This is a genomic window from Paenibacillus sp. FSL P4-0338, from assembly GCF_038002365.1.
In the GTDB taxonomy this organism is placed as follows: domain Bacteria; phylum Bacillota; class Bacilli; order Paenibacillales; family Paenibacillaceae; genus Paenibacillus_AQ.
This window is the reverse complement of the sequence record NZ_JBBOCG010000002.1, coordinates 271,108-285,769: the sequence shown is the minus strand read 5'-3', so window position 1 is coordinate 285,769 and position 14,662 is coordinate 271,108. Positions and strand designations below refer to the sequence as shown.

Annotated in this window: 15 protein-coding genes; 9 read left to right on the top strand and 6 right to left on the bottom strand. The window is 54.1% G+C overall.

Features of this window, described 5'->3' with window-relative positions; all coding sequences use genetic code 11:
- The first annotated feature begins 50 nt into the window (after positions 1-50).
- The 3 genes from MKZ07_RS25345 to MKZ07_RS25335 all read left to right on the top strand — a co-directional run bounded on the left by MKZ07_RS25345 (position 51) and on the right by MKZ07_RS25335 (position 2,697).
- Positions 51-875 (top strand): hypothetical protein, encoded by an 825-nt coding sequence (locus MKZ07_RS25345; RefSeq protein ID WP_156949643.1) that lies wholly within the window; start codon positions 51-53, stop codon positions 873-875.
- Positions 876-979: 104 nt separating this feature from the next.
- Complete coding sequence (locus MKZ07_RS25340) at positions 980-2,086, top strand: glycosyltransferase family 4 protein (protein WP_036695585.1); 1,107 nt, start codon at positions 980-982, stop codon at positions 2,084-2,086.
- 284 nt (positions 2,087-2,370) lie between these two features.
- Positions 2,371-2,697 carry a P-II family nitrogen regulator gene (locus tag MKZ07_RS25335; protein WP_036695584.1) on the top strand — a complete coding sequence of 109 codons (327 nt, stop codon included), beginning with the start codon at positions 2,371-2,373 and terminating at the stop codon, positions 2,695-2,697.
- Positions 2,698-2,917: 220 nt separating this feature from the next.
- On the opposite strand, the gene MKZ07_RS25330 is transcribed toward MKZ07_RS25335, so the two are convergent.
- Positions 2,918-4,159 carry a DUF445 domain-containing protein gene (locus tag MKZ07_RS25330; protein ID WP_036695583.1) on the bottom strand — a complete coding sequence of 414 codons (1,242 nt, stop codon included), beginning with the start codon at positions 4,157-4,159 and terminating at the stop codon, positions 2,918-2,920.
- A gap of 362 nt (positions 4,160-4,521) precedes the next feature.
- Between MKZ07_RS25330 and MKZ07_RS25325 the strand changes: the two genes are divergently transcribed.
- On the top strand, positions 4,522-5,397 hold the full coding sequence (locus MKZ07_RS25325) for a Cof-type HAD-IIB family hydrolase (RefSeq protein ID WP_076161721.1): 876 nt from the start codon (positions 4,522-4,524) through the stop codon (positions 5,395-5,397).
- 13 nt (positions 5,398-5,410) lie between these two features.
- Here the strand turns inward: MKZ07_RS25325 and MKZ07_RS25320 are convergent, their stop codons facing one another.
- Positions 5,411-5,536, bottom strand: a complete 126-nt coding sequence (locus tag MKZ07_RS25320; protein ID WP_256707949.1) for a hypothetical protein — start codon at positions 5,534-5,536, stop codon at positions 5,411-5,413.
- Positions 5,537-5,672: 136 nt separating this feature from the next.
- On the opposite strand from MKZ07_RS25320, the gene MKZ07_RS25315 reads away from it, so the two are divergent.
- Both MKZ07_RS25315 and MKZ07_RS25310 read left to right on the top strand, forming a co-directional pair.
- Positions 5,673-6,143 carry an Imm30 family immunity protein gene (locus tag MKZ07_RS25315; RefSeq protein ID WP_036695581.1) on the top strand — a complete coding sequence of 157 codons (471 nt, stop codon included), beginning with the start codon at positions 5,673-5,675 and terminating at the stop codon, positions 6,141-6,143.
- Between the two features lie 93 nt (positions 6,144-6,236).
- A complete protein-coding gene (locus tag MKZ07_RS25310; RefSeq protein WP_036695580.1) occupies positions 6,237-8,582 on the top strand; it encodes a UvrD-helicase domain-containing protein in 2,346 nt (781 codons plus the stop codon).
- A gap of 156 nt (positions 8,583-8,738) precedes the next feature.
- On the opposite strand, the gene MKZ07_RS25305 is transcribed toward MKZ07_RS25310, so the two are convergent.
- The 3 genes from MKZ07_RS25305 to MKZ07_RS25295 form a co-directional block, all read right to left on the bottom strand.
- On the bottom strand, positions 8,739-9,320 hold the full coding sequence (locus MKZ07_RS25305) for a 50S ribosomal protein L25 (protein WP_036695579.1): 582 nt from the start codon (positions 9,318-9,320) through the stop codon (positions 8,739-8,741).
- A gap of 95 nt (positions 9,321-9,415) precedes the next feature.
- Entirely contained in the window at positions 9,416-10,363 is a 948-nt protein-coding gene (locus MKZ07_RS25300) for a DUF1861 family protein (protein WP_036695578.1), read from the bottom strand.
- Complete coding sequence (locus tag MKZ07_RS25295; RefSeq protein ID WP_063829030.1) at positions 10,329-10,625, bottom strand: helix-turn-helix domain-containing protein; 297 nt, start codon at positions 10,623-10,625, stop codon at positions 10,329-10,331. Before MKZ07_RS25295 ends, MKZ07_RS25300 begins: the two co-directional genes overlap by 35 nt.
- 198 nt (positions 10,626-10,823) lie before the next feature.
- Between MKZ07_RS25295 and MKZ07_RS25290 the strand changes: the two genes are divergently transcribed.
- The 3 genes from MKZ07_RS25290 to MKZ07_RS25280 are packed head-to-tail and all read left to right on the top strand — an operon-like array spanning position 10,824 to position 14,186.
- Positions 10,824-12,005, top strand: coding sequence for a glycosyltransferase family 4 protein (locus tag MKZ07_RS25290; protein WP_036695577.1), 1,182 nt, complete (start codon positions 10,824-10,826; stop codon positions 12,003-12,005).
- Positions 12,005-13,111, top strand: coding sequence for a glycosyltransferase (locus MKZ07_RS25285; protein WP_341028397.1), 1,107 nt, complete (start codon positions 12,005-12,007; stop codon positions 13,109-13,111). Before MKZ07_RS25290 ends, MKZ07_RS25285 begins: the two co-directional genes overlap by 1 nt.
- On the top strand, positions 13,104-14,186 hold the full coding sequence (locus MKZ07_RS25280; protein ID WP_036695575.1) for a mannose-1-phosphate guanylyltransferase: 1,083 nt from the start codon (positions 13,104-13,106) through the stop codon (positions 14,184-14,186). The genes MKZ07_RS25285 and MKZ07_RS25280 overlap by 8 nt, the downstream gene beginning before the upstream one ends.
- Positions 14,187-14,334: 148 nt before the next feature.
- On the opposite strand, the gene MKZ07_RS25275 is transcribed toward MKZ07_RS25280, so the two are convergent.
- Positions 14,335-14,571, bottom strand: a complete 237-nt coding sequence (locus tag MKZ07_RS25275) for a DUF6953 family protein (RefSeq protein ID WP_036695574.1) — start codon at positions 14,569-14,571, stop codon at positions 14,335-14,337.
- Positions 14,572-14,662 lie beyond the last annotated feature (91 nt).

Genomic DNA, 14,662 nt, shown 5'->3' with positions numbered 1-14,662 from the left:
CGGGTGCTTTCTTTGTGTTCCTGGACATGAAGACAAGCGGAGGAATGTTAATGAACAATCTGTATAAGCCAAGTTGTCTGCTGCTGTCCGTCTTGATTGCCCTTGCCCTAAGCTTCCCGGCCGGTCCGGCTTCGGCAGCGGCGGCGGTGATTACCTCATCGGTTCAGGCTTCCTTTGACCTGACTGCTGCTAAGGCGGACAGCACAGCCCGCGCCCGGATGAAGAGCCAGTTCACAGAGTTAACCGTCCTGTCTGCCGGGTATGACAGCCGGGAGGTGCAGATCAGGACTCTTCATGATCAGAATACTGAGGCGCTGAATGCAGTCCGGGAGTCCATCAAGAATATGGACCAGGCTTCCATCACCAAGCTGAGCGCCGCGCTCAGCAGTGCCAAGCAGCGTTATCAGCCGCTGTTCGATCAATACAGCGCGCTGAACAAGCGGATCTCCCTGCTCAAGAGACTGAAGGACAAGACGCTGAATTCCGTCCTGAAGGCCCAGTCGGAAGCCATGAAGCTGCTGGTCCAGATAGCCCGCCAGGAGATTCGCGATAAGGAAGCGCTGCTCAAGGCCGCCAAGGATACCCGTACGCGCCGGATGGCCGCTGCCCGCAAGACCCTGTCCGGCATTGACAGGCCACAAGGCCTAATCAAATCGCAGAAAAGCGCAGTCTCTGCCCTGAACAAGCGGCTAACAGCAGACTGGAGCGACTTCAAAGCGGCTATCCGCAAGCAGAATCCGGCTCTGGCCGGACAATCCTTATCTTCTATGGTCTCCGGGTACAAGCAGATCGCGGCGGGAAAGCTGAAGATCCTGGAGTATGAGCAAACGATTGCCGGAGTCATTGCCGTTACTCTTAAACAGACGGGCAGCTAGGCCGCAGACGGCCGTTCCCTGCTTGCTCCTGTGTCTTCTGCACGCCTGAACGCATATGTTAGGTTAAGAACCCTATCTACTATGCAGCGGGAGGAGCAGCTACAATGCACATCTGCATGATTGCACCGGAGCAGTTCACGGTTCCCGGGGACGGCTCTGTAGAGATTTGCATCTGGAATATCGCGCGCAGGCTGGCCAAGAGACATAAGGTAACCGTCCTAAGCCGCAGAGCTGCCGGTCTTCCTGACACGGATGAGCTCGAGCAGGTCAGGTTCATCCGGCTGCCCTCAGGCACCCCTTCCAGGTACCGCAGCTCCGTTCTTACATTCCTGGAAGCCGCCGAGGCGTTCGATCTTATTCAGATCGATAACCGGCCACGGCTGGCGGCGGCTGTGAAGCGGCAGTCACCCGGCACTCCGGTGATGATATTCCTTCACTCTCTCACATTCGTGCCCCAGGAGCCCGCCATTGCCCGCAGCCTCGCCCTGGCCGATGCCGTCACGGCCAACAGCAGCTCCCTGGAACAGCGGCTTACCCGGAGATTCCCCGGCATCCGCAGCAAGCTTCACGTGGTTCCTCTGGGGGCAGACCTGTCGCGCTTCACCCCTGTGTCTGTGCAGGAGAAGGCGCGTCTGCGCACGCTGCATGGTCTTGGCCCCGGCTTCACGGTCCTGTTCGTAGGCCGGGTCATTCCGCGCAAGGGAGTGCCTGTGCTGCTCCGGGCCATGCACCGCTTGAACCGGCATATGCCCGCCCGGCTGCTGATCGCGGGCAAGGGGAAGCCGCCGTACCTCAGGCAGCTGAGAGCCCTTGCCCGGCGGCTGGGCGTACAGGTGTCTTTTCTCGGCAATATTCCCCATGAGGATATCCACAGTATGTATCAGGCTGCCGACTGCTTCATCTGCCCCTCCCAGCAGCATGAAGCCTTCGGGCTGGTGAATGTGGAGGCGATGGCCTCGGGGCTGCCGGTGATTGCCTCCAGCAACGGCGGAATTCGGGAGATTATCGATTCGGGCCGTAACGGCTTTCTGGTGAAGCAGTACAGGAACCCTGCTGCTTTTGCCAGCCGTATGCTGCAGATCGGCCGCAATCCCGACCTTGCCGCCAGGATCGGACTACAAGGCAGAAGTGATGCGCTGCTGATGTATGAGTGGCAGCATACCACAGAGCTGCTTGAGAATATTTATTTGAAGCTGACGGGATCACGTTAACCAGAGGAGGCTTTCTTATTCAGGGTTCCACTGGTTAACGAAGGGGCATAACACTTTACCTTGCGATATTTTTCTGGATGGCGGACAGCCTCTAACTGTAACCCAGTCAGGATGCGACAATGTGTCATATGGATTTTGTGATCCTTCTCGCAGGATGCAGCCGAGAGTTAATAATATACTACACATGTAAGCGTTGCCATTAAACAAATGCACTGCACAGTAATCCACCGAGATATTGGCAACCCCCTACAACCTATTATTCGCTGTAGAAAGGGTGCATCGTTATGTTAATGATCAAAGCTATAGTAAGACCTGAGAAGGCGGATGACGTGATGGCCGAATTGCTGCTGGCCGGCTTCCCCTCCATCAGCAAAATGGATCTGCTCGGGCGCGGCAAGCAAAAGGGTATTCAGGTTGGAACCAACCATTACAATCAAATCTCCAAGAAGCTGCTGATGATCGTCATTCAGGATGAAGACAAGGATGACGTGATCAGCATTATTATGCGTACAGCTAGATCTGGTGAGCATGGCTCCTTCGGCGACGGCAAAATCTTTGTCCTGCCGGTACAGGAGGTCTTCACCATCAGCAACGGCAAGAACCAGCTATAGAGTGTCTTCGCTCTGCTATATTCGCGCCTACAAGTGGAAACAGCTTCGCCGTCCTTTTAAAGGAAGGTACCGTTTCAGCGAGAAATAGAAGGATAAGTTATCGTGTGAAACATATAACTCCTTATATTTTGAAAGAGGCAGCAAAGCATCCCCCGCTCTCCGTCATCACGGACGACCGGGGACTGCCTTGCTGCCTTTATGAATTGCTGATATATCAATCTCAGATCAGCTGGATGACAGTAAGCACCAGCCCGACCACAAAGCCGCAAACGGCCCCGTTGACACGAATCCACTGCAGATCCTTGCCAACCTTCTCCTCCAGCATATTCACCAGAGCGGCATCATCCATCTGATCGAGGTTCTCCTTAACCAGCTGCCCGATCCGGTAATGATTAGCTTCCACGAAGGAGATTAGTGTACCGCGAATCCGGTCCTCCGATGTCTGAATCCATTCCTTCTCCTGGCTAACCCGCCGGACCAGCGCGGCATACAGCGAGAACAGCCTGCGTCCGCCACGGCCCCGGTCCTCTTCCAGCAGCGTAACCGCCTTGCCGCGCAGCCCTTGCAGCTGCTGCAGTACAAATGCGGCGGCCGCTTCCCCTTGAAGCTCATTCAGCGCCCAATTCTTCAGCGAGGCAATCCGCTCTTCATCGCTCAGCAGCTGGAACAGAGCCACCCGGATCTCCCGGATGACCTCCTCCCGGTAGGGGCTATCCTCTTCCTTAAAGTCACGAATCGTAGACTGCACCATACCCTGGAGCATTTCCCCCAGCATATCGGCATCCACGAACCCGACGAAGGCCTGAAAGGCCATTCCTTTCAGTCCGCCCAGCTTAACCTCGGCCAGCTTCTCACTGGCAATCTTACCCAGCATGGCCCGCGTCTCCGGGCGTCCGCTCCAGGCGGAGATCCCTTCCAGCGCAAAATCAAGGGCTGCAATGTCCTTGCCCTCATTCATCAGGCTGGTGGCGATGGTATCTGCTGCGACTCCAAGCTTAGCTTCACGCAGATAGCTTGCCGCTGCCGATTGAATATACGGAACGGCCTGCTCTACCGGAAGCCGCAGTACGAAGCCCTGTAGCTGCTCCAGCACTTCCTGCCGCGCTTTCTTTCTGGAGAAGAACCGGGTCAGCACGGTAGCTCCGAGCGAGACTATATTGAATGTGCGCAGCTTATTCTCAATGCTCTCCTTGTTCAGCAGCTCATTCTCCATCGCAGAGATCAGGGACTGGATCAGCTTATCCCGGTTCTTCAATAGCAGCGAGGTATGCGGAATTCTAAGGCCCAGAGGATGGCGGAACAGCGCCGTCACGGCAAACCAGTCGGCGATGCCTCCGACCAGACCTGCCTCGAATCCCCCTCTTAGCAGAATAACTGCAAGATTCTCCGGCAGAAATAAGGTGAACAGAAAGCCGCAGGCCATAATAGCCAGAGAGATCGTAGCTAAATTTCTGGATTTCATCAGTATCTTTTCCCCCTTACATAGCGACCCCATGCCGCTTGCATCCCGGTCATCATCTCTTGCACATGCAGAAGACGAACCAGGCTGTCAGGTTACAGGTCTGCCTTACATTGTACCACGTGAGCACTCTTTTCTGAAAATCCATCAAGCTGCATGCAGCAGGGAACTGTTCTGTAAATACTATAGATGAACACTTTAATTTTAAGTTTCCGAGTAAATAATGATAAAATACAAGTGGAAACGGCCGAAAAATAGAAGGATAAGTTATCGTGTGAAACATATAAATTCTTATATTTCAGGCAAAGCCTACGCGCCCTTGAAGGGGAAATTACAATAAACAGATAGAACAGGAGAACAATCACATGCTTATTGCACTGGATATGGACGGAACACTGCTCAATGCGGAGGGTGAAATCAGCAACGAGAACAAAGAGGCTATTCTTCAAGCACAGCGCCTGGGCCATATCGTGATTATCGCTACGGGCCGTTCCTACATGGACGCTGAGCGGCAGCTGCGGCTGGCTGATCTGGAATGCCCTGTGGTGAGTCTTAACGGTGCTGTAATCACGCTGGCTGACCGGAGCGTGGCGGCAAGCACTCCGCTGAATAAAGAGAATATTATTCCCGCGCTGCGCTGGCTGAATGAAATTCCTGAATTGTATTACGAGGTATACACTGAGGATAACGTATATGTTGAGCTCGACAAGCGGGTACAACTGGAAAAGCTGGCTACTCATAAGGATACTGAGGTTCCCGAGGAACTGGCCTGGCTGCTCCAGGCGATGGTCGATCAGCAGTTCCAGCAGGCAGCTGTAACCTACGTGGAGAAGATGGAGGACGTCTGGAGCAAGGAAGAGAATCTGATTTATAAGACTTTGGTCTTCTCGCTGAACCGTGAGCTGCTGAAGGAAGCCTCTGTGCGGTTCGCCGCCATCCCCGGACTGATTATTACCGCATCGCATGTCAACAATATCGAGATCAACCATGAGGAAGCGAATAAGGGTGCCGGTGTAAGCATGCTCGCTGCCCATTACGGGATTCCTGCGGAGCAAGTGGCGGTGATGGGCGACAGCTACAATGATCTGCCTATGTTCGAGATGGCGGGGTACAAGATTGCCATGGGGAATGCCGCCCCCGTGCTGAAGCAGACCGCCGACTTCATTACGTTAAGCCATACGGAGAATGGTGTAGCGGCAGGGCTGCGGCATCTTCTGGACAGAAGAACAGCCTTCAAATGAAGGCTGTTGTTTACTAACGGCGGTCGGTTCCCGAGCGCCGGAAGAGGCATAATGAGATGGCTCCCAGGTTGAGTGCCAGATATAGAATAAGCGTTAACCGTTCGGCATTGGTTAATTCCATAAGTACCGGAATAAACATAATATCCCTCCATACCTTACTTCTATTTGTACATCTGTTATAATCAGCTAGTCCTTTGTCCAATATATTAGCCTTATCTGTCAAAAAATGGACTTTATGATAAATGGCGTTATTTTCTGCTGGGAGGAATTACTCTATGAACCACCTATACCCCGGGATTGCCCGGCTATATGAGAACCGGCTGCTGCGCACCGAGCTGGAATGCGAGCAGTTCGATCAGGCACTGGAGGGTCTGGCCGGTGATACGGAGGATGCCGTCATTCACCAGATCTTCAAAGTATTCGATGATGATACGGAACAGCAAGAGGTGATGTTCAGCCTTGTTCATTTTGTAGAGAGTATCCAAATGGAGATGTATCTGACCCAGCTGCTGGAATCACTGCCGGAAATGCTGGAGCATGCCCGCAACTGGGCGATTGTGCTGAATCAAAGAATTCTCCAGGACGACACTTACCGCAGGGATTACGCTGAGATCGCTGTGCGCATGCCTCCTAGAATCCGGCAGTGTCTGGCCTTCCTGCTGGAGGAGATCAAGGAAGATCAGCCGCGGCTGTACGAGCGCAAGGTGAATTCTCTTCTTGCCAAGCTGAATACATCCGGGAGATAGCCTCGTGCAGAAAAGAGTGCAGAATGGTATAGTGTATACTGGCCAAAACCGCAGGACTGATTATGCATTCAGAAACATACGAAGGTGAACATAATGAACAAGCTCTTATTTCATAATATCCCGCTGGGAGCCAGCGGTGAGAATATACCCCAGGCCAAGGTAGCCTCGGCCCGGACGAGCCGGGAGACGGTGCAGCCGGGGGACAGCGATGCGGCTTATTTCAGGCGGCTGGAGGCTGGAGGCATTCTGCTCAATCCCCCGCAGATCTCGGCGGTGCGCCATCATCTGGGGCCGCTGCTGACACTGGCTGGAGCCGGCTCCGGCAAAACCTCGGTGCTGATCTGCAGAACCGGGTATTTGCTGTCTGTGCGCGGCATCGCCCCCGGACGCCTGCTGCTGCTGACCTTCTCCAGCAAAGCAGCGGCAGAGATGCGCGAACGGATCACCCTGTTACCGGGGGTGAACGAAGGGGATGCTGCGCGCCTGCAGGCGCGTACGTTCCACTCGTTCTTCCTTTATTTCCTGCGGCGGCAGGGGCTGCGGCAGGATATTTTCAGCGAGACCCGCCGTCAGCATATTCTGCTGAAGCAGATTATGCGCGAGCTGGGACTGCCGAAGGATGCCTATCCTCCTGAGAATCTGCTCAGTCTGCTCTCCGCCTGCAAGATGAACATGGGCTTGCCCGCACAGCTGCCGGAGACTACCGAGGCAGAGAAGGAGATGAAGGCTATCCTGGCTCTATACGAGCAGTGGAAGGCCGATCATTTCAAAATCGACTTCGACGATGTGCTGCTGCTCGCCTACCAGATGCTCCGTGAACAGCCTGCGCTGCTGCGGGAGCTGCAGCAGCAGTATCAATATGTGATGGTCGATGAATTCCAGGATACGAATGCGCTGCAATATGAGCTGGTGAAGATGGTTGCTGCTCCGCAGGATAATCTGATGGTGGTCGGCGACGATGACCAGACGATCTATTCCTTCAACGGAGCCCGCAGCGAGTTCATTCTGGAGTTCGAGAAGCTGTATCCGCAGGCCAAGGTGATTACGCTGGATATCAATTACCGCTCCGGACCGGCGATCATCGGGCTGGGCAACGGTATCATCCGCCATAATTCACGTCGCCGCGCCAAGACGCTGCAGGCAGCCCGCAGCAGCGGCCTGCCGCCCCGTTATCTGCGTCCGCTTACAGCAGATGACGAGGCCTCGCAGATTGTGGAGCATATTGAGCGTGAGACTCAGAGCGGGACCCGGGAATTCCGTGATTTCGCCCTGTTATACCGCGCGACAAGCAGCAACCGGGCGGTCCTGGAGCTGCTGCTGCTGCACGATATTCCTTATATAGATTATGGTGAAGGCCAGCTGTTGTATGAGCATTGGCTGATCTCTCCGGTGCTGGATCACCTGCGCCTGTCGGTGAACCGCCGCGACTTCGCCGCCATGGAGAATATTCTGCCGACACTCTACATGAACCGGGACAAGGGGATGGAGTATATCCGGCGCATGGAGGCGGTGCAGGCGAAGCAGGGCCCGCTGATTCATCTGCTGTCCATGCCGGGCATGGAGGATTTCAAGGGCGTCAAGCTGCGCGAGCGGCTGGACCTGATCCGCGGCCTGCGGGAGCTGACGCCAGTGCAGGCAATCCGCCAGATCCGCACAGTATTCTACGATTATTTCATCGAAGGCAGCGAGCGCCATCAGGCTACGCTGCACCGGGAGACACTGAAGGAAATGCTGGATGAGCTGGAGTCCTCGGCGGAGCGCTTCGCCACGATTCCGCTATTCCTCGAATTCATCGACAACGTAACAGAGCGTAATGAGCAGAACCGGCAGCCGGGGCTGAAGGAGCAAGGCAACCGGGTGGCGCTGATGACCATCCACAAATCCAAGGGACTGGAGTTCCCCGTAGTCTTCCTGATCGGAGCCTCCGAAGGGATTCTGCCGCATAGCTCCGCTCTGGAGGAGGACCGTTCGAAGGACCGCAAACCAGCGAAGGCCTCGGTCAAGGTGATCAGTGCGGCGGCTGCAAGAGCCGCGGCTGAAGCAGGCATTGCCGCATTGGAAGAGGAGCGCCGGCTCGCCTATGTAGCCGTTACCCGGGCCAAGGAGGAGCTGTTCATCAGCTCGCCCGCCCGGCATCGGGGTAAGAAGGCGGAGGTCTCGCGCTTCATGCTCGCGGCCTTCCGCTCGGCGGCCCGCCCGCAGGCACCGGCTCCACCCGCCGGAGGGAGCAGCGCAGGCAGATCGCCTATAACCCGCAGCAGCACCCCGGGTTCAGCCGCAGTGAGAACGCATACTGTCCCGGTCTGGAAATGCACCGGCAAAGCCTGTCCGGGCTGGACCCGGAAGAAGGCGGGCGGGGCAGAGGATCACCTGACCTCGAAGCCGTGTCCGCTCTGCAGCTCCCCGATGGAACCAAGCACCCGCGAGGTCCCGGTATAAGCGAACATCCGGCTGCCTTTTCAGCTAACCTGCCAGATGTAAGTTTCCTCCCAAACAATAAAAAGCCCCTTCCAGCAGACGTAACCGGAGTCATGATATGTTCATGAATTCCGGGTACGCTCTGCCAGAAAGGGGCTATTATTCATTAATCTATATTTAAGCCGGAGTGACTTCCGGTTCTGCTGCTTCTTCATGGACCGTCTTGATCTGAATCATGACTGTGCCCGGAGCAGTCAACACTTCAATTCCATCCTTGAAGATCAGATCAGACACCAGCAATTGGTCGCCGATGGCCAGGCCGCTGATATCCACTTCCATCGATTTCGGCAGAGCTCCCGGCATGCAGCGGACTTCTACTTCATATATTTCCACCTGCAGTACGCCGCCTTCTTTGACACCCGCAGCTTCGCCTGCAAAATGAATCGTAACCTTGCTGTCCATACTGATGCTCATATTCACATGCTGGAAATCGACATGTAGCACTTTACCGGACATCGACTGCTTCTGAATGTTCTGAACCACTACCGGAAGGGTCGTTCCATCCGGCAGCTTCGCCTGCAGAATCGCCCGCGGATTCGTTCTCAGCATCTCCAGCAGTTCCTTCTCGTTCACTTCAAGACTGAGAGTATCTTTACCAATGCCGTACAGTACAGCCGGTATGCGGCCCTGCTTTCTTGCTGCATTCAGGTTGGACTTTGTTTCCGATGTACGATTGCTTAATTGAATAAATGTACTCATTGCTTGGTTCCCGCTCTCTTTGACCATAAATTCTTGTCAAACATAGTGTACCATGACCATATAATCTAGTCAAACTTACTACCATCAGACCTCCATCAGACCTCATACTCAGCAAAAGGATCAGGAATCTCAATACGATAGGCTTCCGCATCGCTGACGCCTACCGACAACACCGACCGGCCGTCCTCCCCCCGTACCAGTCCGCCGCTGAAGATCACATCCTGCAGATCAGGCCGTTTCCCCGGACCGACCGGGAAATCGCTTCGGGCGGCAATGATTTTGAGCGGAGTCGTCTCGAAGGTGTCCGGGTTGAGCGAGAAGACCATAGCGTAATAATGCTTCTTCCCCAGAGGATCGAAGCAAGCGATATGCCCAAGCACACCGACATGGCCGTTGCTTAGCAGATGGGCTTCATTGGCGCCGCCCCACTCTTCCTGCACGAACTGATGCTGTAGAATTTCTGCTTCCACGAGCGTCTGTTCATTCAGCTCTTCCAGAGAATCGATAACCGTGAAGCCGATCTGCCCTCTGCCGCCACGCTCCCCCTGCGGTCTCGTAAGCACACCGATTCTCCCGTCCTGCAGCTCTATCAGCCGGATGTCCTTCATCTGCTGCGGACCGGAGGCGAAATGGTTCATCGAATCGATCCGGTACCCCCGGTAGAACTGCGTGACCCAGGAGACGATTTGCGGCGGATGATCCCCGGCCGTAATGACTTCAACTCCGCCGACAATCAGTTCGCCCTTAATCCGGGTGACACAGGGGTCCTGCAGGTTATAGGTATGCGTATGTGCCCTGGGAACCCATACCCCGTCCCCTCGGGATGTAAAAAAGAAGACTTGAGAGAACTCACTGTCGCGCTCCTCAACTCTTCCCAGTATGACCTCCTCCCCGTCATGCGGGAAAGGGGCCGTTATATTGTATACATCACGCCCGCCTACACCGGAGAAGACCAGCTTCTCCACGTGTACGGTACGGAGATTGGCGTAAAAGGTATCCAGCAGTTCGCTACAGGCTGCTGCCATTGCCGGGCTCCTTGTCATTGCCTTCCTCCTCATATTCATTTGCCTTATCTATTGCCCAATCGTTCTCATCTGATTCCATCCGGATCAATTCCCCAGGCTGAATATTGAAGTAGGTACAGAGCTTTAACAGCAGATCCCGGGGATACTGCACCATCTCATCCTTGTACATCCGCCGGACGGAATCAAAATGGTAGTTAATGTCTTTGGCAAGCTTGCGGATCGATAATTTGGGGTCATGTTCTTCCATAACCTCACTTAGTTTACTGCGAATGACTGGCATCCATACACCTCCTACAATACTATATCTGGAGATTTTAGGAGAGTCAATAAATTGACAAGATAAAATGGTCATGTTATAGTCGATTTAGGAAATAAATTGCAGAAACGAAAATTCATACCACTCACCCCTGGAAAATAAAGCTCTCTTTATTTTCTTTTTTTATCCCCAAATTACGATAATCCATAGGGAGGCTCTATCATGAACCGCAGCAACCGCAATAAAAACATAGTTTTCCTGTCCACCAGCCTGCCTAGAGAATGCGGAATTGCTACCTTCACCCAGGATCTGCTGGATGAGTTCACGAAGCTTCAAGGCTTCAACAAACCGCGGATCATCGCCATGAACAACAACAGAGATTACCGTTACACGGATCAGGTCATGAGGGAAATCAACCAGCAGCAGCTATCCGATTATATAGATTCAGCCCGGGAAATTAATCAGTCGGATACCAATCTGCTCGTCATTCAGCATGAATTCGGCATCTACGGCGGAGAGAGCGGTGAATATCTCCTGCAGTTCACGGAAGAGCTTCAGGTCCCTTATGTGGTTATCTTCCATACTGTCTTAACCAAGCCTACACCGAAGCAGCATGAGATCATTACCCGGCTCGCTGAAGGAAGCGTCCAAGTGGTCACGATGGCCCAGTCCACAGCACAGGATCTGATCTCTGTCTATCATATAGAAGCCGCCAAAATCGCCTTCATTCATCACGGTGTGCCCTTTGTGCAGACAGCTACCCGCGCGGAGCTAAAGACCCAGTATAAGTTCGGAGACCGCAAAATTCTCTCCACCTTCGGCTTCCTGAGTCCCGGCAAGGGCATTGAATATGCAATTGAAGCGATGAGCGGAGTGGTGAAGCAGCACCCGGACGCGCTCTATATCATCTGGGGCAAGACCCATCCGGTCGTTAAACAAGAGGCAGGCGAAGTCTACCGGCAAAAGCTGACCGATCAGGTGTATGAGCTAGGACTGGTCAATAATGTGCTGTTCGTCGACAAGCTGCTGACCCAGGAAGAAGTCATCGAGTCACTGGTGATGTCGGATATTTATATGACTCCATATCTGGGCAAGGATCAGGCTGTCAGCGGCACCCTCGCTTACGGCATTGGCTATGGCAGAGTCATTATCTCCACCCCTTACCGCTATGCCGAAGAGATGCTAGCTGAAGGCCGGGGGTTGCTCGCGGAATTCCGCAATTCAGCTTCTCTGGAAGCCTGTATTCTGGAGCTGCTGGATGATCCGGCCAAAGTCGAGGATATGGAGCAGCGTACACAGGCGCTTGGCAGTAAGATGATGTGGAGTGAGGTTGCAAAGAGCTATGCAGCCATCTTTCACGATAAAATAGCCCTCTCCACCCCGGCTGACCGGAGTGTGATTTGATGCATCCACCAGCAGTGTTGCAGCTCAAACCGGACTATATGCGCCGGATTACCGATGACACGGGGATTTTTCAGCATACGAAGTTCGGTGTTCCCGACCGTGCCAAAGGCTACACCACCGATGACAATGCGCGGGCTCTAATTGCAGCCGTACTGATGTACAAAAAAAATCCCGAGGCCGCTGCCCTCGACCTGATCCATACGTACCTCTCTTTCGTCCATCATGCACAGACGGAGGAAGGCAACTTCCGGAATTTCATGGACTACAGCCGCTCCTTCCTGGAGGAGCACGGCTCCGAGGATTGTCAGGGACGCACCCTCTGGGCGCTGGGCTTCGCCCTCTCCTATTCTTCCATCCTGCCGGATAATCTGCTGAATACCTGCCGCTATCTAATCAACCAGGCGCTGCCTCATATCGGCGGCATTCGGTCTCCCCGGGCACTTTCCTATGCACTTGTCGGGCTAAGCTATCTGCTCAAAACTCCCGGAGCACTCACCTACTCCTTTCCGTATCCGCATACACCAGGCACAGAGGAAGAACAGGCCTTCCTGCCCGAAGCCTTCATTAGTGAGCTGATCGAATCCATCGCGGTCCGGCTAAATGACCAGTACAACCATACCAAGGGCGAGGGCTGGAACTGGTACGAAGACAGCCTGACTTACGGGAACTCGATGCTGCCTTGGGCACTATTGAAGGCCTACAAGATCTCCGGCAATCCGGTGCTCCGAGCTACGGCCCAAGAAAGTCTGGATTTCCTAATCTCCCGGACCTTCGCGCCGGAAGGCTATTACAAGCCCATTGGCAGCCATGGCTGGCTGCTGCGCGGCGGCACGCCTGCGCTCTATGACGAACAGCCGATCGAAGCCTGCGAGATGCTGCTCGCCTGCCGGGAAGCCGCCTCGGTGCTGAAGGACCCTGCTTATCTGCGGAAGGCTGACTTATGCTATGCCTGGTATACAGGGAATAACTCCTTGCAGCTCAGCCTGATAGATCCCCAGACCGGGGCTTGCTACGACGGGATTCACAGTTCGGGACTGAATCTCAATCAAGGCTCGGAGAGCATTATCTCCTTCTTGATTGCCCATCTGGTGACCCATCATGGATAAATTCGCAACCATTCTCGCAGGCGGGGGCGGCACCCGCTTCTGGCCGCTGTCGAGACAGGAAATCCCCAAGCAGCTGCTGAACATCAGCGGCAACGATATTATGCTGAACGATACGATCGAACGCTTCAAGGGCATTATTCCGCAGGAAAATACCGTTATTGTAACGAACCGAACCCAGGCGGTACTGCTGGAGAGCATTATGCACAGCAGTGTGCAGAAGAGCAATATCCTGATTGAGCCGGTGGCCCGAAATACTTCGGCGAGTATTCTATTCGCCGCTTTCGCCATCCAGCAGATGAGCGAAGGGGACTCCTTAATGGTCGTCCTGCCTTCCGATCACTATATTACCGATGAGCCGCAGTTCCGGCTTACGCTGGACGAAGCTTGCACCGTAGCCATGGAGAGCAATACCATTGTCACGATCGGGATCAAGCCGACCTTCCCGTCCACCGGTTACGGCTACATCGCTTATGACAAAGAGCCGATCGCAGTCAAGCCGGTTGCCGTATACGATGTAGCTGAATTCGTGGAGAAGCCGGATTTCAAGAAGGCACAGGGGTATCTGGCCTCAGGCAATTATCTCTGGAACAGCGGGATCTTCATCTGGAAGACCTCGGTCATTATCGATAACTTCAAGCGTTATTTGCCGCGGTTGTATAACACGATGCTGCCGATCAGAGAGGCATGGGGTACGGATCAAGAGCAAGAGACGATTAACCGGATCTACCCGCTGCTCCAAAATATATCGATCGACTATGGCATCCTTGAGCGTTCCGACGAAGTTGTGGTCCTCTCCGGACAGTTCGGCTGGAATGACATCGGCAGCTGGGATGCACTCGGTGCCATCTTCCCGCCTGATGGTGAAGGCAATATTATCAAAGCCAATCATTTGGGCATCGATACCCACAACTCCATCATCTATGGCAACGGGCGGCTGATCACCACTATAGGCGTTGAAGGTTTTATTATCGCCGACACGGGGGATGCCCTCATGATCTGCCCTAAGGACAAGGCACAGTCCGTCAAGGACATTGTGGATCTGCTCAAGGACAAAGGCATGCTGGAATATGTATAGGAGATGTCACTCGAAGAATAATTTGGGCCAATGGGGCTAGTACAGTATTGCTCCCCTTGTTCTAGCAGAAACGGCTACGCCGTCCTTGTCAAGGATGGCGTAGCCGTTTTTGCTCATGTTATTAAGGTGGTCTTGTGACCGTTCAGCCTCAGGTCCAGGCCCACAGGAATCCGTCGCGGTCCCAGGCAATCCGGCCGCCATGCAGCTTGCGGAAGGCCTTCTTCACTTCCTTGGATAACGAAGCATTGCCGTTCTCATTCACGAATACAAACTGTTCACCGAAATTTGCCTTCACATATTGGGTCGCAGCGGTCTGGTATAACGTCCCTGTGAACTTGATTTCCTTCACCATCCACTCCGCCACTTCCTGTGCGGTTACTTCCATTGGGGGTACTGCTCCTTCCTGTTCTTCTTGCTTGCTTGCAGATTTCCCCATTATACCACGAATCCCGCTGCTTCTATCCGATCCATTCCGG

Excerpts from the sequence above, each read along its gene's own strand:
- MKZ07_RS25345 (WP_156949643.1), top strand. The coding sequence starts at position 51 with ATGAACAATCTGTATAAGCCAAGTTGTCTGCTGCTGTCCGTCTTGATT.
- MKZ07_RS25340 (WP_036695585.1), top strand. The coding sequence starts at position 980 with ATGCACATCTGCATGATTGCACCGGAGCAGTTCACGGTTCCCGGGGAC.
- MKZ07_RS25335 (WP_036695584.1), top strand. The coding sequence starts at position 2,371 with ATGTTAATGATCAAAGCTATAGTAAGACCTGAGAAGGCGGATGACGTG.
- MKZ07_RS25330 (WP_036695583.1), bottom strand. The coding sequence starts at position 4,159 with ATGAAATCCAGAAATTTAGCTACGATCTCTCTGGCTATTATGGCCTGC.
- MKZ07_RS25325 (WP_076161721.1), top strand. The coding sequence starts at position 4,522 with ATGCTTATTGCACTGGATATGGACGGAACACTGCTCAATGCGGAGGGT.
- MKZ07_RS25320 (WP_256707949.1), bottom strand. The coding sequence starts at position 5,536 with ATGTTTATTCCGGTACTTATGGAATTAACCAATGCCGAACGGTTAACG.
- MKZ07_RS25315 (WP_036695581.1), top strand. The coding sequence starts at position 5,673 with ATGAACCACCTATACCCCGGGATTGCCCGGCTATATGAGAACCGGCTG.
- MKZ07_RS25310 (WP_036695580.1), top strand. The coding sequence starts at position 6,237 with ATGAACAAGCTCTTATTTCATAATATCCCGCTGGGAGCCAGCGGTGAG.
- MKZ07_RS25305 (WP_036695579.1), bottom strand. The coding sequence starts at position 9,320 with ATGAGTACATTTATTCAATTAAGCAATCGTACATCGGAAACAAAGTCC.
- MKZ07_RS25300 (WP_036695578.1), bottom strand. The coding sequence starts at position 10,363 with ATGACAAGGAGCCCGGCAATGGCAGCAGCCTGTAGCGAACTGCTGGAT.
- MKZ07_RS25295 (WP_063829030.1), bottom strand. The coding sequence starts at position 10,625 with ATGCCAGTCATTCGCAGTAAACTAAGTGAGGTTATGGAAGAACATGAC.
- MKZ07_RS25290 (WP_036695577.1), top strand. The coding sequence starts at position 10,824 with ATGAACCGCAGCAACCGCAATAAAAACATAGTTTTCCTGTCCACCAGC.
- MKZ07_RS25285 (WP_341028397.1), top strand. The coding sequence starts at position 12,005 with ATGCATCCACCAGCAGTGTTGCAGCTCAAACCGGACTATATGCGCCGG.
- MKZ07_RS25280 (WP_036695575.1), top strand. The coding sequence starts at position 13,104 with ATGGATAAATTCGCAACCATTCTCGCAGGCGGGGGCGGCACCCGCTTC.
- MKZ07_RS25275 (WP_036695574.1), bottom strand. The coding sequence starts at position 14,571 with ATGGAAGTAACCGCACAGGAAGTGGCGGAGTGGATGGTGAAGGAAATC.